A 20,426-nucleotide genomic window follows, 5' to 3' on the forward strand; every position below is an offset into this window, starting at 1 on the left:
CTCCGACCAGGCCCTACGCTCGCGTCGTGACCGCCGCCGCCCCGCACCGCCGCCCGGGACGTGCGTCGTGACGTCCGCCGAGCACCCCGCTCCCGACGCCGCACTCTCCGGGGAGTCTGACGGCACGGTCGTCGCGCGCGGCCGCGAGGCGGTGGTCCTCGACGCCGGCCCGGGCCTCGTGCGCCGCCGCTACCTCGACGGCCGCGACACCACCACCGAGGTCGCGCTGCACCGGCACGTCGCCGCGCACGGCTACCCCGTGCCCGCGCTGCACGAGCAGGAGCCGGGCGGCATGGTCATGGAGCGCGTCGACGGGCCGACGCTGCTGGAGGCGTACGTCGCCGGCACGCTCGACGCCGACGCGGTCGCCGCGGTGCTGGCCGACCTGCACGCGCGCCTGCACGCGCTGCCCCCGCCGCTCGGCACGGCCGGGGGCGACCGCGTGCTGCACCTCGACCTGCACCCCGCCAACGTGCTGCTCGCCGCCGACGGGCCCGTGGTCGTGGACTGGGCGTCGGGACGCACGGGCGACCCGGCGCTCGACCTCGGGCACACGGCGATCGTGCTCGCGGAGGCCGCGGTCGCGGGCGTCGACGGCGCCGCGGGGGACGTCGCGGCCGTCGCGGTGACGCGCCCGCACCTGCGCGCGCTGCTCGTCGCGTTCCTCGCGGCCGTCGCGGAGCGGGACCCGCTCGCGCGGCTCGACGACGTCGTCGCGCGCCGTCTGCGCGACGGCATGCCGCCGGACACCGTGCAGGCCGGGGCGCGGCTGCTGCGCGACCTGGCGTCGGGCGCGGTCGACGCGGCGCCCGGCACCGTCGGCTGACCCGACCTCGACGCACCGTCGCGGGACCCGCGTGTGGGCGCCCCCGGGTACGGTCGCGGCGTGCCGCAGTACGACGTCGAGACCACCCTCTGGCAGGCCGGGTCCTGGGTGTTCGTCGACCTGCCGTTCGACGTCGCGGACGAGGTCGACGACCTGACGCGCGGCCGGCAGGGCGGGTTCGGGTCGGTGCGCGTCGAGGTGACGCTCGGCCCGACGACGTGGCGCACGTCGCTGTTCCCCGACAAGCGCCGCGAGACGTTCGTGCTGCCGGTCAAGCGCGCCGTGCGCGAGGCCGCAGGCGCGGCGGTCGGCGACGCCGTGCGGGTCCGGCTCCGGCTCGTCGACGTGTGACGGTCGCGGCCTCGCCGGTCGGGACCGTGTCAGGGCCCGGCGTCAGGACCGCACGCGCCCCTTCGCGAAGTACGTGAGCGGTCCGACCCAGTTCACGAGGATCGCGAGCGCCCACGCCGCCTTGGGGCCGTTGACCTCGTCGGCGTCACGGCGCGCGAGGTCCCGGTACGCCGCGGCCGTGAGCGCGAGCTGCGCGGCCGAGACGACCACCACGCCGACGCGCCGCCGCGCGCTCAGGTCGCTCCACCTCTGGTGCTGCAGGTGCATGCCGCCCTCCTCGGTCGGTGCCGTCACGCACGGCGTCGCCCCCATCGTCCCGCGTCCCGGCGCGCGCCGCAGGGCCGGACGTCCCGCCGCCGTGCCGGCCGACGCCACGCACCCGACGCGGCCCGGCGCAGCGGTGCGCCCGCCGGCCCGCGCGGGCCGCCGCCCGCTCGTAGCCTGGGCGCATGGAGCTCACCCTCACGCTCGACGAGGCCCTCGCGCTGGCCCGTGCGGCCGACGCGCTGCCGCCCGCGGTCACCGACGTCCGCGGCGACGACCGCGCGGTGCACGCCCGGGTCCGGGTGCACGAGCTGCCCGGCGTCCCGGGGGCCGTGCGCCTCGCGACGCGGATGGCCGGCCCGGTCGACGTGCGCGTCGAAGACCGCGGCGTCGAGGGGCGACGGTGGCGCGTGGCCCTGGTCGCGTCGCACCCGAAGGTGCGCCTGGACCTCTCCGGGTTCGTCACCGACGGCGTCCGAGACCAGCTCGGGAAGCTGCCGGCCGGTGTCGCGACCGCGTCCACGCAGGACGGCGCGACCGTCGTCGAGGTCGACCTCGACCGGCTCGGCCCGCTCGTCGGGGACGCGTTCCCGGCCGCGCGCGGGCTCCGCGTGCGCGTCGAGGACGTCGCGCTCGGGACGCGGCTGCGCGTCACCGGCACCGTCGGCTGACCCGCGTCACGACGCACGCCGGCACCCGCCGCCCGGCACCCGCGCCCGGCACCCACGCAGCGGGACCCCGGCACGCGAGGCCGCCGTGCGGCGCACAGCCGCGCGTCGTAGCGTCGGGCCCGTGACGGGAACAGGTGCACGCACGGTGCTGGCCGACGGGTTCGAGCGGGTGCCGCCCGCCCTGCGACGCGCGCTCGAGGGCGTGGACGCCGCGGGCCGCACGTGGCGCCCCGGCCCGCGCGCCAACACGCTCGCGTGGCTCGTGTGGCACACCGCGCGCGTGCAGGACGCGCAGGTCGCGCCGCTCGCGGGCGTCGAGCAGGTGTGGACGGCCGACGGCTGGGCGGCGCGCCTCGCGCTGCCGTTCGCCGCCGACGCGACCGGCTACGGCCAGTCCCCCGCCGACGTCGCGCGCGTCGACGCGGACCCGGCGCTGCTGCTCGGCTACCTCGACGCGACGACCGCGCAGACCCTGGCGTACCTCGAGCGGATCGACGACGACGACCTCGGCACGGTCGTCGACGAGGAGTGGGACCCGCCGGTGACGCTCGGCGTGCGGCTCGTCAGCGTGCTGGCCGACTGCCTCGAGCACACCGGGCAGGCCGCGTACCTGCGCGGGCTGCTCGACGCCCGCTGACCCACCGACGCCCGTCCGACGATCCCGCACCCCGAGGAGCCCCGCGTGACCCACCACCCCCGCACGGTCGTCGTCACGGGAGCGAGCGACGGGATCGGCGCCGCCGCGGCGCGCGCGCTCGCCGCGGCGGGCCACGAGGTCGTCGTCGTCGGCCGGAACGCCGAGCGCACGCGGCGCGTCGCGGACGAGGCCGGGGCGACCGCGCACCTCGCGGACTTCACGGACCTGGCGCAGGTGCGCGCGCTCGCCGACGAGCTGCTCACGGCGCACCCGCGCATCGACGCGCTGGTGAACAACGCGGGCGGCCTGTTCCCCGAGCTGGCGTGGACGCAGGACGGCCTCGAGACGACGTTCCAGGTGGACCACCTCGCGCCGTTCCTGCTGACGCACCTGCTGCTGGACCGCCTGCTCGCGTCGGACGGCCCGGCGGTGGTGACGACGTCGAGCGCGGCGCACCGCGTGTCGCGCCTCACGACGGCCGACGCCCTGGTGCTGGGCGGCCGGCAGGACGAGCGGCGCTACGTGCCGTTCCGCGCGTACGCCGACGCGAAGCTCGCGAACCTGCTGTTCACGCGCGAGCTGCACCGCCGGTACCACCGCGCCGGCCTGGCGTCGGCGGCCGTGCACCCGGGCGGCGTCGCGACGAGCTTCGCGGGCACGTCGCACGACCTGTTCGGCTGGTTCTACCGGTCGCCGCTGGGCCAGCGCGTGCTGCGCACACCCGAGCAGGGCGCCGCGGACCTCGTGCGCCTGGCCGGCGAGCGGCCCGACGTCGACTGGCCGTCCGGCCAGTACTGGGCCGACGGCCGGATCGCGCGCGTCAACCACCGCGGCGACGACCCGACGCTCGCGCGCGTGCTGTGGGAGCGCAGCGAGGAGCTGCTGGGCCTGGCCTGAGGGGCCCCGCGGGCGGCGCCCCGACCGGCGTCGCCCGGTCGCGTGACGTCGGTCCGGGCGTCACCGCTCGACGCGGTGTCAGTCCGTCCAGCCCGGCAGCTCGACCGCGGGCGTGCGCACGCCGCGCGCCGACCGCACGGCGTCGACGACCGCGCGCTCGACCGCGGTGGCGGCGGCCGCCTGCACCGCGACGAGCGCCGCGACGCGGTCGGGCCGCGCGGCGGGCAGCGCGACCGCCTGGGTCGCGAGCGCGAAGGCCGTGTCGCCGTCGGCGAGCGTGTGCACGGGGTCGAGCGCGCGCGCCAGCCCGTCGTGCGCGGTGGTCGCGGTGCGTGAGGTCTCGGCGGGGTCGAGCGCGGCGTCGGTCGCGACGACGACGAGCGTGGTGTTGAGCGGCGGGTCGGCGGGGGCGTCGACGACGCGCGCGCCGTCGACGTCGAGCGCACCGCCCGGTGCGGCGGAGGGGGCGCCGAGGCCCGTCGGCGCGCCCGCCGCGTTGACGACGACGAGCGCGCCGACGACGACGCCCGCGGCCGGCCCGTCGGGCAGGCGCACCGACGCCGTGCCGACGCCGCCGCGGTAGGACGCGCCCGCGAGCGCCGCACCCGTGCCGGCGCCGACCCCGCCCCGCGCGACGGGTGCGCCGTCGCCCGACGCGTGCGCGGCGGCCGCGGCGTCGTGGCCCATCTGCTCGGTGGGGCGCGCCGCGAAGTCGCCGCCGCGTCCCAGGTCGAACACGGCCGCTGCCGGCACGATCGGTACGACGCGGCCCGGCACGGGCGACACGGGGAACCCCCGCCCCTGCTCGGCGCACCACCGCTGCGCGCCGTGCGCGGCGACGAGGCCGAACGCGCTGCCGCCCGTGAGCACGACCGCGTCGACCGTCGGCACGAGCGTGCGCGGGTCGAGCGCGTCGGTCTCGTGCGTGCCGGGTCCGCCGCCGCGCACGTCGACGCCGCCGACCGTGCCGGGTGGCGGGAGGACGACGGTCACGCCGGTGAGCCACCCGTCGCCGGAGCGCTGCACGTGCCCGACGCGCACGCCGCGCACGTCGGTGAGGGCGCCGGTCGGGGGCGCGGCGGTGCCGGCGGGGTCGGGCTGGCTGCTCATCGACCCAGCGTGGCACGCCCGGGCCCGGCGCCGCGGACGGGACGTTCGGCTCAACCGCCCGCGGGCACCGCGTGGTGCGGTGGACGCGTGGACCGCCGACACCTGACCCTGCGCCTGCCGCTGCCGCGCCCGCGCGAGGTGCTGGGGACGACGCTCGCGCTGGGCGTCGCGGGCCTGCCCGTGGCGCGCGCGTGGGGCCTGCAGTGGGGCGCGCGGGAGGACGAGCTGGACGCGACGCTGCCGGGCGACGACCTGACGCCGGGCGCGGACCTCGTGGCGACACGCGCGATCGGTGTCGCGGCACGTCCGCAGGACGTGTGGCCGTGGCTCGTGCAGATCGGGCAGGGGCGCGGCGGCTTCTACTCGTACGACGCGCTCGAGAACCTGGTCGGCTGCGACATCCGCTCGGCCGACCGGGTGGAGCCCGCGTGGCAGGACCTCGCGGTGGGTGACGTGGTGCGGCTGCACCCCGCGAAGGGGCTGGACGTCGCGGTCGTCGACCCGGGCCGGGCGCTCGTGCTTTGCGGACCGGACGCGCCCGCGGGGGCCGCGCCGCCGCCGTACGGGTTCTCGTGGGCGTTCGTGCTGCGGCCGGACCCCCGCGGGGGCACGCGGGTCGTGGTGCGCGAGCGGTACGTGTACACGTCGGCGGCGTCGCGGCTCGTGGCGGAGCCGTCGTGCCTGCTGAGCACGGTGATGACGCGGGGCATGCTGCGCGGGCTGCGCGCACGCGTGCTCGCGGGTGCCGAGGGGTCCACGGGCTGAGCGTCCGCCGTCCGGGCCGGGACGACTTGGGGTGAAGGCCTCGCTTCGCACGCCCGTGTCCGGCTACTGTGTACCCGTAGTCGCAGTGCTGTGCTTGTCCACCTTCTCCGGAGCGGACGACGGCCACCGTGATTCACCCGGTCCCGGTCGTCGGGGTCGTAGTACACGCATGAGGAGAATGACAGTGCCTACTGGCATCGTGAAGTGGTTCAACGCCGAGAAGGGCTTCGGCTTCATCGCCCCCGAGGACGGCGGCCCGGACGTCTTCGTCCACTACTCGGCCATCCAGACGCAGGGCTACCGCTCGCTCGAGGAGAACCAGCGCGTGCAGTTCGACGTGCAGGCCGGCCCCAAGGGCCCCCAGGCCTCGAACGTCGAGCCCGCCTGAGCCTCCGCTCAGCGAGCCTGACAGCTCTCGCGAAGGGCGCTCCGACCTCCGGGTCGGGGCGCCCTTCGCCGTTTCCGGGGTCGGGGTTCGACGACGTACCGAGGTGCGGGTCGGACCCGGCGGAGCACCTAGGTTGTGTTCCTATCTAGTCAGTCGTACTGTCTAGCCATGCCCACCCGATCCCGCGCCGAGGACACCCCCGGCACCGCCGCACCGGCCGACTGGCCGAGCGACTGGCTGCGCGGCGTCCTCACGCTGTGCGTGCTGCGCGTGCTCACCGCCGGCGCCACGTACGGCTACGAGATCGCGCAGCGGCTCGCCGCCGCCGGCCTCGGGGAGATCAAGGGCGGCACGCTCTACCCCCTGCTCGCGCGCCTGCACGCCGCGGGCCTCGTGGAGGAGGAGTGGCGGCCCGGCGACGGCGGCCCCGGGCGCAAGTACTACGCGCTCACCGCCGCGGGCCGCACGCACCTGCACGACGAGGGCGCGCGCTGGTCGCGCTTCGCCGCCCTCACCCAGACGTTCGTCACGACACCGGAGGTGGCCCCGTGAGCCTCGACCCCGCGACCCTCGCACCGCACGTCGACCCCGACTGGACCGAGGCGCTCGTCCTTGAGCTGCGCCTGCGGGACGTCCCCGGCGACGTGATCGGCGACGTCCTCACCGAGATCGAGACCCACGTGCTCGACTCCGGCACGACCGCGCAGGACGCGTTCGGCGACGCGACCCGGTACGCCGAGCAGGTCGCCGAGACCGCGGCGCGCCCCACGCCCGACGACCCCCGCGACATGGTGCCCTACGCGCTCGGCGCCGCCGGGTTCGTCGCCGCGCTCAACGGCCTCGGCGCCTGGGTGAAGTCAGGTGCCCTGACCCTGACCGTGGGGATCCTCGCGGTCGTCGTGGTCGTGGTCGTCACGCCGTTCGTGCTGCAGCGCTACGGCACGCCCCTGCTGCGGTTCCTCGTCACCGGCTCCCCGCTGCGCGCGTCGCTCGTCGTGATGGCGCCCATGGTGCCGACCGTCGTGCTGGTGCTGCTGGGACGTGCGTGGGAGGTCGCCACGCTCCCCGCCGCGCCCGTCACGCTCGGCGGCGCGGCCGTCGCGCTCGCGGCCGTCGTCCTGGCGCGCCGCCGCCCGACCCTCGAGGACCCGGTCGTCGCCCCCGGCGGCGACCGCGAGGCCGCGCTCGCCGCCGCCCGCCGCGAGACCGGCCGGCTCACGCTCGTGACGACGGGCGTGCAGGCAGCGATCGCGGTGCTCGCGGTCGTCGGCGTGGTCCTGCTGTCGCGCTGAGGGGGCCGGCGCCCGCGTGCGGGCTCGCGGCGGTCAGCGGCTCCAGCGCCGCACGACCGCCGCGAGCCCCACGCCGAACGTGACGCCCGCAGCCGCGAGGTACGGGCCGTAGAACCGGCGGAGCACCGGCGCCGCGACGCCCGCCGCCGCCCCGACGACCGCACCGACCGCGAGCGCACGCGCACCCCGCGCGCCGAGCGCGTGCGCGGCCAGCGGCACCGCGGGCACGCCCGCGGCACCCGCCTCGGCCGCGTACACCTTCACCGGGACGCCGTTGAGGGCCTGCCGCCAGATGCCGCGCGCCCCGACCGCCAGGTCGGCCGCGGCGCGGGCCCGCATCGCGGGCGTCGTCAGCGGCGCGGGCGGGCGCTCGCCGCGCGCCGTGAGCGCGCGCGTCACGAGCACGCCCGCGACCGACCCGACCGCGAGGCACGCGGCGGCCGGCACGACGCGCCGCGGGTGGGACGCCGCGACCAGCACGAGGTACATCTCGGACGTCACGGGCAGGCTCACGGCCTCGGCGAAGCCCCAGGCCACCGCGCCGACCATGCCCGCGGGGCCGGACATCACGCCCCGCAGCACGCGCCACGTGCGCGACCGGGACGGCACGGGCGGGCCGGCCGCGAGCATGCCCTCGATCTGCGCGACGAGCGGCGCCATGTCGGTCAGGCCGTGCGGGTCGACGGGGTGACCGACCCGCACCTCGACGGGCCCCGGCGTCAGGCGGCCCTTCTTCGCGAGCAGCTCGTGCGTGCCCACGACCGCCACGGGCAGGATCGGCACGTCGAACTCCTGCGCGATGCGCAGCGCGCCGCTGCGGAACCGCCCGAGCCGCCCGTCGGTCGACCGCGTGCCCTCGGGGAACACCAGGAGGCTCGACCCGCTGCCCAGCACCTGCGTCGCGCCGTCGAGCAGCGACTCGTACCCGCCGCCGCCCTGCCGCCGCACCGGGACCGCGCCGATCGCGAGCCGGAGCGCGCGGGCCTTCCACGGGTTGTCGAACCAGTAGTCGTCGGCCGCGACGACCACCGGCTTGTACGGCGCGGGGAACGCCGCGATGAGCGCGGGGGTGTCGGCGTGCGACGAGTGGTTCGCGACCACGACCATCGCCTCGTACGGCGCCGAGCCCACGACGCGGAACCCACCGACCAGGTGGAACACGTTGCGCCAGACGGTGTGCCGCACGGCACCGGCGAGGTTGAAGCCCGGCGGCAGGCCCACCCGGCGGCGCAGGCGCCGCAGCGCGTCGCCCGAGGCCGCGAGCACGTCGCCCGCGTGACCGCCGTGGTGACCGTGCGCGGGGGGCGAGCCCGCAGCGCCCGGGGCGTCCGCCGCCGGGGAGGACGCGGCGTCGTCGGCGGCCGTCGTGCGGTCGTCGGCGCTCACGCCAGCACCCACGCGAGCGGCAGCACCAGCAGCAGCGAGTCCACGCGGTCCAGCAGGCCGCCGAACCCGGGCAACCACGTGCCCGCGTCCTTGACGCCCGCGCGCCGCTTCACCATCGACTCCACCAGGTCACCTCCCACACCGCCGAGCACGACCGCGACGACCAGTCCCGGCGACACCGCGCCGAGCACCACGAGGACGAGCGTGCCACCGATCGCCGCCCCGACGAGCCCGCCGACGGTCTTGTTGGGGCTCAGCGGCGACAGCGGTCGACGCGCCCACGCGAACCGCTTGAGCCCCTGCCCGCCGCACCACGCGGCGACGTCGGCCGCGGCGGCCGCGAAGCACAACAGGAACGCGTCCGAGCCGACGAGCACGAGGTGCGCGAGCGACCAGCACAACCAGATCGACCCGAACGCGGCACCGGTCGCACGCTCGACGCCGCGGTCCACGTCGCCCGCGAGCACCGCCGGCACGGCGCACAGCAGCGCCACGAGCGGCACGAGCCCGAGCAGCGCCGGGTCGAGCCACGCCGCGAGCGGGTAGGCGACCGCGAGGACCAGCAGGATCGCGGTCTCGGGGCGCGGCAGCCGCGTCATCGCGGCGTACTCGCGCACCGCCTGCAGCGCGAGCAGCGCCGCGAGCACGGCCGTGGGCCCCGGGCCGAGCCACATCGGGACGCCGATGACCGGCAGGATCAGCGCCCATGTCGTCCAGCGGCGCCGCAGCTCGGGCCGGCGCGACGCGAGCACGGGCACGGCCGCGACCGCGAGGATCCCCGCGGTGAGGGCGAGCAGGAACACGGCCCGGCCGTCGAGGTCGACGTGCCAGCCGCCGAGCCGCAGGTCGAGCGCGTACGCCGTGCGGTCCAGCCCGGTCCACGCGGCGAGCGGGTCGAGCACACCCGGGCGCTGCGTGGGGTCGACGCTCACGCGACCGTCCCCGGGGAGCCGACCGGCCCGCGCGTGAGCGAGCGGTGGACCCGGCGCGCGCGCAGCACGGCGGTCAGCACCGAGCCGACGACGACCACGAGCGCGACCCACGCGAGGAGACCGGGCAGCGCGGCGCCGAGGACCGCGAGCGCGCACCGCTCGGTCTTGCCGAGCGGCCCGCCGTTGAGCCGTGGCGCCCCCGCGCCCGCGCCGGACACCGACACGACCGTCGGCAGCGTCGCCGCCACGGCCGCCACGAGCACCCACGTCAGGGGCGACAGCCCGACGAGCGGCTCGCCGCCCGTGCGGACGGCGAGCACCGCGAGACCCGCAAACATCAGCAGGTCGGAGGTGCGGTCGCCCAGCTCGTTGAGCACGAAGCCCCACGGCCGCGACACGCCGCGGGCGCGCGCGACCGCGCCGTCGAGGTTGGCGCCCGCGAGCCGCGCCGCCAGCAGCAGGAACGCGAGCGGCCACCACGCGAACGCGAGCGCGACGCCCGCGAGCGCGGCCGCGACGACGCCCACGGCCGTGAACAGGTCGGGCGACGTCCCGCGCGCGACGGCACCCGCGACGAACCGATGCAGCCGCCGGGTGTACCAGGGCTTGAGCGCGTACAGCGACGGCATGCCCGCGACTGTAGCGACGGCACGCCGACAGGGCCCGACGGCGTCCGCCGCTCACCCGTCCGGACCACGCTCGCACCGACGGGCCGCCCGCGCCGCAGGTGAGGCCCGGGACGCGAGGTGGACGCTCCCGGGCACGCCGCCACCGACCCCCTAGACTCGGCCCGTGATCTTCAAGGCCGTGGGCGACGGGCGCCCGTACCCGGACCACGGGCTGACGACCCCGGCGCAGTGGGCGGACGTCGCCCCGCGGCAGGTGCGGCTCGACGAGCTCGTCACCACCAAGCGCACGCTCGACCTGGACGCGCTGCTGGCCGAGGACTCGACCTTCTACGGCGACCTGTTCGCGCACGTCGTCGAGTACAAGGGCGTCCTCTACCTCGAGGACGGGCTGCACCGCGCGGTGCGCGCGGCGCTGCACCAGCGGGCCCTGCTGCACGCGCGGGTGCTGGTGCTGACGTGACGCACGGCGACCGGGTCGAGCGAAGGACGGGGGGCGCAGCATGAGCGACCAGGACCGGGCGCGCGCGCTGCGCCGCCGGCACGTGCACGAGCGGCAGGCCGTCGTGTTCGGCGTGCTCATCGCCGGGCTGGGCGTGGCCGGGCTCGGCGCGGCGGCGATGTACACCGACAACCTGTCGCTGCCGTTCTTCGAGCGCGGCTTCTCCGCGAAGCCGACCGCCGCGGCGGAGAGCGTCGCGGTCTACTGCCCGCCCGAGGGCGCGCTGCCCGTGCCGAACGACCAGATCACGGTGGACGTGTACAACGGCGCCGGCACGGCGGGGCTCGCGCGGCAGACGGCCCAGTCGCTGACCGGGCTCGGGTTCGTCGTCGGCGCCACCGACAACGCGCCGTCCGTGTCCGGGGTCGGCCGCATCGTCTACGGACCGGCGGGCAGCGCGGCCGCGTACACGCTGCTCGCGTACCTGCCGGACGCCGTGCTGCAGCTCGCCGACCGTGCGGACGCGCGCATCGACCTCACCGTCGGGTCCGGGTTCGAGGGCCTGCTGCCGCCCGAGCAGGTCGTGCTCGACCCGGCGACCCCGCTCGTGGGGCCGAGCGGCTGCACGCCGTTCTCCGAGCTCACCGCCGCGACCCAGGACGGCGAGCAGGCGGGCGAGGGCGAGCAGCCCGCGGACGGCGAGCAGCCGGCGGAGGGCGAGCAGCCCGCCGAGGGCGACCAGCCCGCCGAGGGCGACCAGCCCGCAGGCTGAGCAGCCCGCCGGCCGAGCGGCCGACGGAGGGGCCGGTGCGCGGCGGACGTGCACCGCGCACCGGCGCCCGTCAGTGCGTGATCTCGTCGCCGCCGGGCACCGAGGCCGGCGTCGCGGGCTCCTGGCTCGTCCCCCGCCACCGGGCCACGAGCCGCATGAGGTGGTAGAGCCCGATCGCGGCGGCCGTGCCGAGCGCGATGCCCTCGAACCGCAGGTCACCCGCGGTCCACACGAAGTTCGCGATGCCGATGATGAGCGCGACGGCCGCGGGCATGAGGTTCACGGGCGCGGAGAAGTCGACGCGGTGCTGCACCCAGATGCGGGCGCCGAGCAGGCCGATCATGCCGTACAGCACGGTCGCCGCACCGCCGAGCACGCCCGCGGGGATGGTCGCGACCAACGCACCGAACTTGGGCGACAGCGACAGCACGAGCGCCGTGGCCGCCGCGACCCAGTAGGCGGCGGTCGAGTACACGCGGGACGCCGCCATGACGCCGATGTTCTCGGCGTACGTCGTCGTGCCCGACCCGCCGCCGGTGCCCGCGAGCGTCGTCGCGAGGCCGTCCGCCATGAGCGCACGGCCCACGTACGGGTCGAGGTCGCGGTTCGTCATGGCCGCGACGGACTTCACGTGCCCGACGTTCTCGGCGACGAGCACCAGCACGACCGGCAGGAACAGGCCCAGCACCGCGACGTCGAACGTCGGGGTGACGAACGGCGGCAGGCCGATCCACGCCGCGTCCCGCACGGGGTCGAGGTCGACCTCGTGCCGCACGAGCGCGACCGCGTAGCCCGCGAGCACCCCGACGAGGATCGAGAGCCGCCCGAGGATCCCGCGGAACAGCACGGTCGCGAGGATGATCGACAGCAGCGTCACCGTCGCCGTCACGGGTGCGGCCCGGAACCCCGAGCACGACCCGTCGTCCTGGCAGCTGCCCCACGCGGCCGGTGCGAGGTTGAAGCCGATGAGCGCGACGATCGTGCCCGTCACGACGGGGGGCATGAGCGCGTCGATCCACCGCGTGCCGGCGACGTGCGCGACCACGCCGACCAGCACGAGCGCGAGCCCGGTGACGAGGATCCCGCCCACCGCGACCGACTGGCCACCGGCCGCCGTGGCCGCGCCGACCGGCGCGATGAAGGCGAAGCTCGAGCCCAGGTAGCTGGGCAGCTTGTTGCGTGTGAGCAGCAGGAACACCGCCGTGCCGAGCGCCGAGAAGAACAGCGTCGTCTGCGGCGAGAAGCCCGTGAGCAGCGGCACGAGGAACGTCGCGCCGAACATCGCGACGACGTGCTGCATGCCGATGCCGATCGTGCGACCCCACGCCAGGCGCTCGTCGGGCGCCACCACCTCGCCCGGTGCGACGGTGCGCCCGTCGCCGTGCGTCGTCCAGCCCCAGCTGCTCATGCCTCCGCCTCTCGCCGTCACCGCCGACGTGAGGGTAGCGACCCCGCGGACCCGGCGTCCGGGACGACCGTCGCGGCGCGCGGGCGCACGTCGCCGCGCGGCGCGCGACCCCCCGTGGGACGGTGGAGGTCCCGCTGCCGGACCACGGAAGGAGACCGACCATGTCCGTCCCCACGAGCCCCGACGAGCCGCTCGACGACGAGGCCGCGGCGCGCACCGACGGCACGCCGGACCCGGTCGTCGCGACCGCACCGACCGCCGACCCGGCCCCCGACGAGCGCGAGGACGCCGACCCCGCCGATGCCGCCCCGGGCTTCCCGCCCGCACCCGGCGGCATGCACGGCGCACCGACCACGGTCCCGCCGCACCGCACGGTCTGAGGCCGCACCCCGGCGCGCCGCGCTGCGGCGCGCCGGGCCGCCGTCGCACCCGGTCCCACCGGGCCGGCGCGCACACGCGCGTCCCGTACCCTGACGCCGCCTCACCCGCCGTCGACCCCGGAGGCCCGCCCTGAGCGCACCCGTCGTCCCGACGCGTCTCCGCACACCCCTGGTGTGGCTGGCCTTCGTGCTCGCCCACCTGTGGCTGACGTACCTGGGCACGACGCTGCTCGCGCGCGCGTCGTTCGGCGACGTGGACCTCTACCGGCGCTGGGTCGCGACCGGTCTGACCACCGGGACGTGGCCCGTGCTCGACGGCCCGTGGGTCTACCCGGCGGCCGCCCTGCTGCCGATGCTGGCCGCCGGCGTCGCAGGCGTGACGCCGGACGCGCCCTACGCGCTCGCCTGGTGCGGGCTCGTCACGGCGCTCGACGCGGCCGCCGTCGCGCTGCTGCTCCGGCGGCGCAACGGCCACGTCGCGGCCGTGTGGTGGCTCGCGTTCCTCGTGCTGCTCGGCCCTGTCGCCATCGGCCGGCTCGACGCGGTCGCCGCACCCGTGACCCTCGTCGCGCTGCTGGTCGCGCTGACGCACCCGCGCACCTCGACCGCGCTGCTCACGCTGGGCGCGTGGGTCAAGGTCGCCCCCGGCGCGGCGGTGCTGCCGCTGCTGCTCGCGACCCGACGCCCCTGGCGGCGGGTCGTGCTGCCGGGCGCCGCGGTGTGCGCGCTCGTGGTGGGCACGGTCGCCCTGCTCGGCGGCGGCGACGAGGTCGCGTCGTTCGTGCTCGAGCAGGACGCGCGCGGCCTGCAGCTCGAGGCCGTCGCGGCCACGCCCTGGCTCGTCGCAGGGCTGTTCACGACGCGCGTCGAGCACGTCTTCAACCGCGGCCTGGTCACGTGGGAGATCGACGGCCCCGGCACGCAGGCCACGGCCGACGCGCTCGGCGCGGTGCTCGTGGCGGGCGTGCTGGCCGTGACCGCGCTGCTGTGGTGGTGCCGGCGCCGCGACGGTGCCCGGTTCTGGTCGGACGACGTCCTGCGGGGCGACTTCGTGCTGCGCGGCGCGTTCGTCCTGGCGCTCACGCTGATCGTCGCGAACAAGGTCGGCAGCCCGCAGTTCCAGTCGTGGCTCGCGCCGCCGGTGGCCGTCGCGCTCGCGCTCGGGCGCCCGTGGTGGCGGCGCACCGCGGTGACGCTGCTGGGCGTCGCCGCCGCGACCCAGTGGGTCTACCCGTGGTGGTACGGCGACGTGGTGTCCGGGTGGCCGCTCGCGACGCTCGTGCTCGCGGCGCGCAACGTGACGCTCGTCGTGCTGCTCGTGGTCGCGGTCGCGCACCTGCTCCGTCCGCCGGGCCACGACCCCCGCGCGTCGGTCCGCGCCGACGCCGCGGCCGCGACGCGCGGCGGCCCGGACGACGCCGTCGTCGCCCGGACCGCCGCCGCGGACTGACGTCCGCGCGCGAGGTCAGCGCGGCAGGTGCGGCGCGACCTCGTCGGCCACGAGCTGCAGGTGCTCGAGGTCGGCGAGGTCCAGGACCTGCAGGTACACGCGCTGCACGCCCTGCTCGGCGAGCCACGTGAGCCGCTCGACGGCCTCGCCCGGGGTTCCTGCGATGCCGTGCTCGCGCAGCTCGGGCACCTCGCGCCCGATCGCCGCGGCGCGCCGCGCGAGCTCGGCCTCGTCCCGCCCGACGCACATCACGAGCGCGACGGACTGCACGAGCGTGCCCGGGTCGCGACCGATCTCGACGCACGCCTCGTTGATCCGGGCGATGCGCGCCGGGACGCTCGCGACCTCGGGGAACGACTGGTTGTACTCGGCGGCGAACCGCGCGGCCAGGCGCGGCGTGCGCGTGGGACCGCCGCCGCCGACGATGATCGGCACACCCGCGCGCGACGCGTCGAGCGGCGAGCGCTGCACGGGCTTCGGCAGCGCCGGCGAGTCCGTCAGCGTGTAGTGCTCGCCCGCGTGGCTGAACGTCTCCCCCACGGGCGTGCCCCACAGGCCCGAGACGATCTCGAGCTGCTCGGTGAGCAGGCCGAACCGCTTCTCGGGGAACGGGATGCCGTACGCGGCGTGCTCGGCCGCGAACCAGCCCGCCCCCAGGCCGAGCTCGACGCGCCCGCCGGACATCTGGTCGACCTGCGCGACCTGGATCGCGAGCACGCCCGGGTACCGGAACGTGGCGGCCGAGACCAGCGTGCCGAGCCGGATGCGGCTCGTCTCGCGCGCGAGGCCCGCGAGCGTGGTCCACGCGTCGGTGGGGCCGGGGAGGCCGTCGCCGTCACCCATCACCAGGTAGTGGTCGGAGCGGAAGAAGGCGTCGAAGCCGAGGTCCTCGGTGGCACGCGCGACCGCGAGGAGGTCGTCGTAGCTGGCGCCCTGCTGGGGCTCGGTGAAGATGCGCAGATCCATGCCGTCAGCCTCGCACGCCCCGCCGTCGGGGGCTGCCGTGGCGCGGGCGGGTGAACGGCGTCGGCGCGCGCGCGTTCGAGGTGCGCGAGCGGCCCGCGCTTGCGACGGTGGACACGTGCACGACGCCACGCCCCTGACCGCAGCCCTCGACGTCGCCGACTGGCGTCGTCGCACGTCGCAGACGTACGCGCAGGTCCGCGCGCTCGCGGTCGACGACCCCGCCGGTGCGCACGCGGTGTGGGTGCAGCAGCGCGACGAGCTGTTCGCCTACCACCCGGCGTCGCCGCTGACGGCCGACGCACGAGCCGTCTTCGACGGGCTGGACGTCGCGCCGTACGACCCGGCGTACCGGTTCGAGGTCGAGGTGGAGCGCGCGGGCCAGCAGCGGCTCGACGTCGCGACGGGCACCGACGGCGTCGTCGGGTTCGACCGCATCGGCGTGGTCGAGCTGGGGAACCTCGGTCGTCTGACGCTCTGGTCGTTGCGCGGGTACGGCGGCGGGCTGTTCCTGCCCGTGCGCGACGCGCTCGCCGGCACGGTCACGTACGGCGGGGGCCGCTACGTGCTCGACACCATCAAGGGTGCGGACCTCGGCACCGACCACGTGGGCCGCCTGGTGGTGGACCTGAACTTCGCGTACGCGCCGTCGTGCGCGTACGACCCGGCGTGGGCGTGCCCGCTCGCGACCCGGGCCAACACGCTCGCGGCCGAGGTGCCGGTGGGTGAGCGCACGGCGCCGCACCCCGTGGCGGACGGCCCCGCGGACGACCCCGCCGACGGCGGGACAGGCGACGACGCCGCGGCGCGCGCCGACGCCTGACGGCGCCGGGCTCAGACCTGGCAGGCGGGGCAGCGGTACAGCTTGCGCGCGGCCATCTCCTCGACGACCACGGGCGTGCCGCACACGCGGCACGGCAGACCGCCGCGCCCGTACACCCAGTGCCGCACGGTGGGGTCGTGCCGGGCCCGCGCACGGCCGGCCGCGTCGAGGTCCTCGCGCGTGAGCATGACGCCGTCGCGGATGCCGTCGGCGAGCAGCACGGCCCAGTCCCGCCACAGCGCGCGGACGGTGTCGGGCGGCACGCGCCGGCCCGGCGTCCACGGGTCGAGCCGTGCCCGGAACAGCAGCTCGGCGCGGTAGATGTTGCCGATGCCCGCGACGACCGCCTGGTCCATGAGCAGCTGACCGACCGGGACGTTCCGGCGGGTCACGCGCTCGACGACCACGTCACCGGCGGCGTCGAGGTCCTCGACCTCCTGCGGGTCGGGGCCGAGCCGGGCGCGCACGAGCGCGGCCTCGTCGGCGGTGAGCACCTCGCACGCGGACGGCCCGCGCAGGTCCGCGACGACCGACCCCGAGTCGAGCCGCACGCGCACCTGACCCAGCGGGGGCGGCGGCCACTCCAGGCCGTCGTCGGCGGCGTGCTCGGTCTCGTCCTCGCCCATGCGCAGGCGGCGGGTCGAGGGCTGGGCGTCCATCGCGGCGCCGGGGCGCACGCGCGGCGCGCCCAGGCTGCCGCGCACGCGCTCGCCGTCGCCGAGCGGGCTGACGTCGCCGTAGAGGTCCCACGCGCCGTACAGGCCGAGGTGGACGCGCAGCACGTCGTCGTCGCCGAACGCGCAGAACAGCTGCTTGCCGACGGCCGACGCGCGCGTCATGGTGCGGCCGTCGAGCCGGGCCGCGCCGGCGGCGAAGCGGCCCTGGGGGGACGAGACGGCGAGCGGCCGCCCGACGAGGTCGAGCGTGAGCTGGCGGGCGACGCGGTGGACGGTATGACCCTCGGGCACGGCGTCCACCCTACGAGGGGTCGCCGACACGGGCGCCCGTCGTCCCTTCGTTCCGTGGCGTCGTGACCGATGGGGAGGCGTGTCGTCGCACCGCACCCCGGTCGCGGCGGCCCACGGGTCGACGGACGACGCCGGCGCCGTGACGGCCGTCGCCCTGGGCGGGCGCGCCCTGACGGTGCTCACGGGCGTGGGGCTGGTGCTCGGCGCGGGCGTCGGCGGCGTCCTCGAGCCCCTGGTGGTGTGGGCCGACGCCGTGCTGGTCCCCCTGCCGTGGCTGCGCGACCTGCTGCTGGGTGCGCCGGCCGCGCCCGAGGTGGGGGTCGTCGCGGTGCTCGGCGGCGCCGCCGGGGTGTGGTGCTGGGAGCGCTGGCGGCAGGACGTCGGGGTCGTCGAGGTGTCGGCCGACGGCATCGGCGTGGCGCGGCACGGCCACGAGCGGTTCGTGCCGCGTGCCGCGGTCGAGCACGTGCACGCCGACGGCGACGACCTCGTGGTGCTGGGGTGCGGCGGCCGGCAGCTGCTGCGCTGCCCCGCCGACGCGCTGCTGCGCCGCACGGGTGCCGTGCTGCGCGCCGCGGGGTACCCGTGGTCCGACGACGGCGACCCGTACGCCGGCGAGTGGCGGCGCTGGGTGCAGGGCCGTCCCGGCACGCCGCACGGCGCCGACGCGCTGCTCGTGCGGCGCCGCACGGCCCTCGGCGACGAGGACCCCGCGACGGCCGACGCGCTCGCGTCCGAGCTCGGCACGCTGGGCGTCGCGGTGCGGGACCGACGCGACCGCCAGGAGGTCCGCCGCACGGGCTGACGCCCCCGGCCGCCTCCCCCGAGACCGACCACCGGTCACCTCGCCCCCCGTGGTGACCGGTGGTCCTCGTGCGTCGTCGGCGGTCGGCGGTTCCGCGGGTCGCCCCGGGACGACGTGTGCCAGGCTCGGGGCGTGGACGACGACGCGACGCTGCCCCCGCACCCGCCCGCGACGCCGACCTGCGAGCCCGCGCCCGCACCGGGCGCCCGCACCGCGGCCGACCCGCACGTCGTCGCGTCGGACGTGCTCGCGAACCTGCGCGACGTGGGCGGCCGGCGCACCGCCGACGGCCGCACCGTGCGCCGCGGCGTCATGCTGCGCTCGGCCGAGCTCCGCGCACCGGCCATCGCGGCCGACCCCGCGATCGCGGCGCTGGGCGTGCGGACCGTCGTCGACCTGCGCACCGCCGCCGAGCGCGCGGCCGCGCCCGACGTGCTGCCGGCCGGGGCGCGCGGCGTCCACGCCGACGTGCTCACGCAGGACCCGCAGGCACCGGCGGCCGACCTCACGGAGGTCATGGCGCACCCGGAGCGGCTCGAGCAGGCCCTCGCGGCGCTCGACCCGGCGGCGCGCATGCGCGAGACCTACGTGGACCTGGTCGTCGGCGACGCCGCCCGCGCGGGCTGGGCGACGCTGCTGCGCCACGTGCTCGACCCGGCGGCGGGCCCGGTGCTGTACCACTGCACGGCCGGCAAGGACCGCACGGGTTGGGCGACGACCGTGCTGCTGCTCGCCGCGGGCGTCGACCTCGACGGCGTGCGCGCGGAGTACCTGGCGGTGAACCCGACGGTCCGGGCGATGTACGGGCCGCTGCTGCACCGGTTCGCCGACGCGGGCGGCGACCCCGCGCTGCTGGTGCCGCTGCTGGAGGTCCGCGCCGAGTACCTCGACACCGCGCTCGACGCGATGGCGGACCGGTTCGGGTCGTTCGACGGGTACCTGACCCACGGGCTCGGGCTGGCCGACGACGAGGTCACGGCGCTGCGCGCGGCGCTCGTCGACTGACGTCGCGGGGTCGTCCACGGGGTCTTCCGCACGCCGTCCGCGCAGCACCACCCGCGCGGGTGACGCACGGGACGGCGGACGGACATACGCGGACGACCCGGACACGGTTGGATGTGTCCGTGCTGACCTGGACGTTCCCCACCACCGAGCTGCGCCTGATGTTCGGCGCCCCGCCGCGCGGCGCGCGCACGGGCCTGTGGGACCCGACCGCCGACGACGACCCGGCGGGCCTCGCGCTCGACGACGTGCACGCGGCGCTCGTGCCGGGCACGCCCGACCCCCGCGCGCTCGAGCGGGTCGCGCGCGCGCCGCACCTGCGGTTCGTGCAGCTCGCGGGTGCGTGGCACGGCGGGCTCGCGGGCGTCCTGCCGGCGGGCGTGACGGTGGCCGACGCGCGAGGCGTCCACGCCGACGGCGCGGCGGAGCTCGCGGTCGGGCTCGCGCTCGCGCAGCTGCGCGGCATCGACGACGCGGCGCGCCGGATGACCGTGCAGCACTGGTCGCCCGCACCGGGCCGGGTCGGGTCGCTCACGGGCGGCCGGGTGCTCGTGGTCGGCGCCGGCGCGGTCGGCACGGAGGTCGTCGCGCGGCTGCGCGCGTTCCGCGCGTCGGTGACGGTCGTGGCGCGCACGGCGCGCGAGACGCTCGACGGCCGCGTGCACGGGGTCGACGAGCTGCCGCACCTGCTGCCGCGCGCGGACGTCGTGGTGCTCGCGGTGCCGCTCACCGACGCGACGACGCACCTGGTCGACGAGGACTTCCTCGCGGCGATGCACGACGGCGCGCTGCTCGTGAACGTCGCGCACGGGCGCGTGGTCGACACCGACGCGCTGGTCGACGAGCTCGGGTCGGGCCGGCTGCGGGCCGCGCTCGACGTCACGGACCCGTCGCCGCTGCCGCCCGACCACCTGCTGTGGCGGGCGCCGAACGCGCTGGTCACGCCGGAGGTGGGGCGGCGCACGCCGCTGACGGCGGCGCGGCTGACGGAGCTCGCGCGGCGCCAGCTCACCGCGCTCCTGGCGGAGCGCCCGCTGGAGAACGTCGTCGCCGGTCCGCCGGTGATCCCGCTGCTGGACCTGTGAGACCGCCGTCGCAGACGTCCGACGGGATCTGACACGCCGTCTCGACATGTGGTCCCACATGTCGAGACAGCGCACGGGCGCGTCCGCGCCGCGTGCTTGCATGACCGGCATGGCACACATCGACACGCACGCGTCGCGACCGGCCCACGCCGTCGCCGCCTGCATGTGCCGTGCCCGAATGTG

The 20,426-nt window shown here is 77.3% G+C and carries 25 protein-coding genes; 17 read left to right on the top strand and 8 right to left on the bottom strand.

Annotated features, from left to right (window positions below; translation table 11 throughout):
* Nucleotides 1-67: 67 nt before the first annotated feature.
* On the top strand, nt 68-826 hold the full coding sequence (locus GY42_RS10910; RefSeq protein WP_052748330.1) for a phosphotransferase: 759 nt from the start codon (nt 68-70) through the stop codon (nt 824-826).
* 60 nt (nt 827-886) lie between these two features.
* Nucleotides 887-1,177, top strand: coding sequence for a DUF1905 domain-containing protein (locus GY42_RS10915; RefSeq protein WP_046530857.1), 291 nt, complete (start codon nt 887-889; stop codon nt 1,175-1,177).
* 42 nt (nt 1,178-1,219) lie between these two features.
* Here GY42_RS10915 and GY42_RS10920 read toward each other — a convergent pair whose 3' ends face one another.
* Nucleotides 1,220-1,471 (bottom strand): PLD nuclease N-terminal domain-containing protein, encoded by a 252-nt coding sequence (locus tag GY42_RS10920; RefSeq protein WP_223305110.1) that lies wholly within the window; start codon nt 1,469-1,471, stop codon nt 1,220-1,222.
* Between the two features lie 155 nt (nt 1,472-1,626).
* On the opposite strand from GY42_RS10920, the gene GY42_RS10925 reads away from it, so the two are divergent.
* From GY42_RS10925 to GY42_RS10935, 3 genes are all read left to right on the top strand, one after another.
* Nucleotides 1,627-2,112 carry a hypothetical protein gene (locus GY42_RS10925; RefSeq protein ID WP_046529345.1) on the top strand — a complete coding sequence of 162 codons (486 nt, stop codon included), beginning with the start codon at nt 1,627-1,629 and terminating at the stop codon, nt 2,110-2,112.
* 121 nt (nt 2,113-2,233) lie between these two features.
* Complete coding sequence (locus GY42_RS10930) at nt 2,234-2,749, top strand: mycothiol transferase (protein WP_046529346.1); 516 nt, start codon at nt 2,234-2,236, stop codon at nt 2,747-2,749.
* A gap of 45 nt (nt 2,750-2,794) precedes the next feature.
* Nucleotides 2,795-3,646, top strand: coding sequence for an SDR family NAD(P)-dependent oxidoreductase (locus GY42_RS10935; RefSeq protein ID WP_046529347.1), 852 nt, complete (start codon nt 2,795-2,797; stop codon nt 3,644-3,646).
* 78 nt (nt 3,647-3,724) lie between these two features.
* Here GY42_RS10935 and GY42_RS10940 read toward each other — a convergent pair whose 3' ends face one another.
* Nucleotides 3,725-4,756 (bottom strand): P1 family peptidase, encoded by a 1,032-nt coding sequence (locus GY42_RS10940; protein ID WP_046529348.1) that lies wholly within the window; start codon nt 4,754-4,756, stop codon nt 3,725-3,727.
* Nucleotides 4,757-4,843: 87 nt separating this feature from the next.
* Here GY42_RS10940 and GY42_RS10945 point away from each other — a divergent pair, with 87 nt between their 5' ends.
* The 4 genes from GY42_RS10945 (at nt 4,844) to GY42_RS19410 (ending at nt 7,201) form a co-directional block, all read left to right on the top strand.
* The gene (locus GY42_RS10945; protein ID WP_236686772.1) at nt 4,844-5,521 is read left to right on the top strand and encodes an SRPBCC family protein; all 678 of its coding nucleotides are present in this window, start codon (nt 4,844-4,846) and stop codon (nt 5,519-5,521) included.
* 184 nt (nt 5,522-5,705) lie between these two features.
* Nucleotides 5,706-5,909 carry a cold-shock protein gene (locus GY42_RS10950; RefSeq protein ID WP_046529349.1) on the top strand — a complete coding sequence of 68 codons (204 nt, stop codon included), beginning with the start codon at nt 5,706-5,708 and terminating at the stop codon, nt 5,907-5,909.
* 168 nt (nt 5,910-6,077) lie between these two features.
* Entirely contained in the window at nt 6,078-6,461 is a 384-nt protein-coding gene (locus tag GY42_RS10955; RefSeq protein ID WP_046529350.1) for a PadR family transcriptional regulator, read from the top strand.
* Nucleotides 6,458-7,201 carry a hypothetical protein gene (locus GY42_RS19410; RefSeq protein ID WP_052748331.1) on the top strand — a complete coding sequence of 248 codons (744 nt, stop codon included), beginning with the start codon at nt 6,458-6,460 and terminating at the stop codon, nt 7,199-7,201. The genes GY42_RS10955 and GY42_RS19410 overlap by 4 nt, the downstream gene beginning before the upstream one ends.
* A 33-nt stretch (nt 7,202-7,234) precedes the next feature.
* Here GY42_RS19410 and GY42_RS10965 read toward each other — a convergent pair whose 3' ends face one another.
* The 3 genes from GY42_RS10965 to GY42_RS10975 are packed head-to-tail and all read right to left on the bottom strand — an operon-like array spanning nt 7,235 to nt 10,148.
* Nucleotides 7,235-8,587: a lysophospholipid acyltransferase family protein gene (locus GY42_RS10965; RefSeq protein ID WP_236686773.1), complete on the bottom strand. Its 1,353-nt coding sequence runs from the start codon at nt 8,585-8,587 to the stop codon at nt 7,235-7,237.
* Nucleotides 8,584-9,519 (bottom strand): phosphatidate cytidylyltransferase, encoded by a 936-nt coding sequence (locus tag GY42_RS10970; RefSeq protein WP_052748332.1) that lies wholly within the window; start codon nt 9,517-9,519, stop codon nt 8,584-8,586. Before GY42_RS10970 ends, GY42_RS10965 begins: the two co-directional genes overlap by 4 nt.
* Nucleotides 9,516-10,148, bottom strand: a complete 633-nt coding sequence (locus GY42_RS10975; RefSeq protein WP_046529351.1) for a CDP-alcohol phosphatidyltransferase family protein — start codon at nt 10,146-10,148, stop codon at nt 9,516-9,518. The genes GY42_RS10970 and GY42_RS10975 overlap by 4 nt, the downstream gene beginning before the upstream one ends.
* Nucleotides 10,149-10,311: 163 nt before the next feature.
* Here GY42_RS10975 and GY42_RS10980 point away from each other — a divergent pair, with 163 nt between their 5' ends.
* Nucleotides 10,312-10,608, top strand: a complete 297-nt coding sequence (locus tag GY42_RS10980) for a type II toxin-antitoxin system VapB family antitoxin (RefSeq protein WP_046529352.1) — start codon at nt 10,312-10,314, stop codon at nt 10,606-10,608.
* Nucleotides 10,609-10,648: 40 nt separating this feature from the next.
* A complete protein-coding gene (locus GY42_RS10985) occupies nt 10,649-11,359 on the top strand; it encodes a LytR C-terminal domain-containing protein (protein WP_046529353.1) in 711 nt (236 codons plus the stop codon).
* Nucleotides 11,360-11,429: 70 nt separating this feature from the next.
* On the opposite strand, the gene GY42_RS10990 is transcribed toward GY42_RS10985, so the two are convergent.
* On the bottom strand, nt 11,430-12,767 hold the full coding sequence (locus tag GY42_RS10990; protein WP_046529354.1) for a uracil-xanthine permease family protein: 1,338 nt from the start codon (nt 12,765-12,767) through the stop codon (nt 11,430-11,432).
* Between the two features lie 161 nt (nt 12,768-12,928).
* Here GY42_RS10990 and GY42_RS10995 point away from each other — a divergent pair, with 161 nt between their 5' ends.
* Together GY42_RS10995 and GY42_RS11000 are read left to right on the top strand one after the other, a co-directional pair.
* Entirely contained in the window at nt 12,929-13,147 is a 219-nt protein-coding gene (locus GY42_RS10995) for a hypothetical protein (RefSeq protein ID WP_046529355.1), read from the top strand.
* A 172-nt stretch (nt 13,148-13,319) separates the two neighbouring features.
* Nucleotides 13,320-14,597 carry a glycosyltransferase 87 family protein gene (locus tag GY42_RS11000; RefSeq protein WP_052748333.1) on the top strand — a complete coding sequence of 426 codons (1,278 nt, stop codon included), beginning with the start codon at nt 13,320-13,322 and terminating at the stop codon, nt 14,595-14,597.
* A gap of 15 nt (nt 14,598-14,612) precedes the next feature.
* Here GY42_RS11000 and GY42_RS11005 read toward each other — a convergent pair whose 3' ends face one another.
* On the bottom strand, nt 14,613-15,563 hold the full coding sequence (locus GY42_RS11005; RefSeq protein ID WP_046529357.1) for an LLM class F420-dependent oxidoreductase: 951 nt from the start codon (nt 15,561-15,563) through the stop codon (nt 14,613-14,615).
* Between the two features lie 115 nt (nt 15,564-15,678).
* Between GY42_RS11005 and GY42_RS11010 the strand changes: the two genes are divergently transcribed.
* Nucleotides 15,679-16,383, top strand: a complete 705-nt coding sequence (locus tag GY42_RS11010; protein WP_236686774.1) for a DUF1684 domain-containing protein — start codon at nt 15,679-15,681, stop codon at nt 16,381-16,383.
* An 11-nt stretch (nt 16,384-16,394) separates the two neighbouring features.
* Here GY42_RS11010 and GY42_RS11015 read toward each other — a convergent pair whose 3' ends face one another.
* On the bottom strand, nt 16,395-17,351 hold the full coding sequence (locus GY42_RS11015; protein WP_046530864.1) for an Fpg/Nei family DNA glycosylase: 957 nt from the start codon (nt 17,349-17,351) through the stop codon (nt 16,395-16,397).
* A 139-nt stretch (nt 17,352-17,490) separates the two neighbouring features.
* Between GY42_RS11015 and GY42_RS18260 the strand changes: the two genes are divergently transcribed.
* From GY42_RS18260 to GY42_RS11030, 3 genes are all read left to right on the top strand, one after another.
* Nucleotides 17,491-18,156, top strand: coding sequence for a YqeB family protein (locus GY42_RS18260; RefSeq protein ID WP_152667279.1), 666 nt, complete (start codon nt 17,491-17,493; stop codon nt 18,154-18,156).
* Between the two features lie 132 nt (nt 18,157-18,288).
* Entirely contained in the window at nt 18,289-19,161 is an 873-nt protein-coding gene (locus tag GY42_RS11025; protein ID WP_236686775.1) for a tyrosine-protein phosphatase, read from the top strand.
* Between the two features lie 119 nt (nt 19,162-19,280).
* Complete coding sequence (locus tag GY42_RS11030; protein WP_236686776.1) at nt 19,281-20,243, top strand: NAD(P)-dependent oxidoreductase; 963 nt, start codon at nt 19,281-19,283, stop codon at nt 20,241-20,243.
* The last annotated feature ends 183 nt before the right edge of the window (nt 20,244-20,426 follow it).

The organism is Cellulomonas sp. FA1, assembly GCF_000986825.1.
In the GTDB taxonomy this organism is placed as follows: Bacteria; Actinomycetota; Actinomycetes; order Actinomycetales; family Cellulomonadaceae; genus Cellulomonas; species Cellulomonas iranensis.

Coding starts and splice junctions, on each gene's coding strand:
- GY42_RS10990 (WP_046529354.1), bottom strand. CDS start 12,767: ATGAGCAGCTGGGGCTGGACGACGCACGGCGACGGGCGCACCGTCGCA.
- GY42_RS10985 (WP_046529353.1), top strand. CDS start 10,649: ATGAGCGACCAGGACCGGGCGCGCGCGCTGCGCCGCCGGCACGTGCAC.
- GY42_RS10975 (WP_046529351.1), bottom strand. CDS start 10,148: ATGCCGTCGCTGTACGCGCTCAAGCCCTGGTACACCCGGCGGCTGCAT.
- GY42_RS11005 (WP_046529357.1), bottom strand. CDS start 15,563: ATGGATCTGCGCATCTTCACCGAGCCCCAGCAGGGCGCCAGCTACGAC.
- GY42_RS10925 (WP_046529345.1), top strand. CDS start 1,627: ATGGAGCTCACCCTCACGCTCGACGAGGCCCTCGCGCTGGCCCGTGCG.
- GY42_RS10995 (WP_046529355.1), top strand. CDS start 12,929: ATGTCCGTCCCCACGAGCCCCGACGAGCCGCTCGACGACGAGGCCGCG.
- GY42_RS10940 (WP_046529348.1), bottom strand. CDS start 4,756: ATGAGCAGCCAGCCCGACCCCGCCGGCACCGCCGCGCCCCCGACCGGC.
- GY42_RS10955 (WP_046529350.1), top strand. CDS start 6,078: ATGCCCACCCGATCCCGCGCCGAGGACACCCCCGGCACCGCCGCACCG.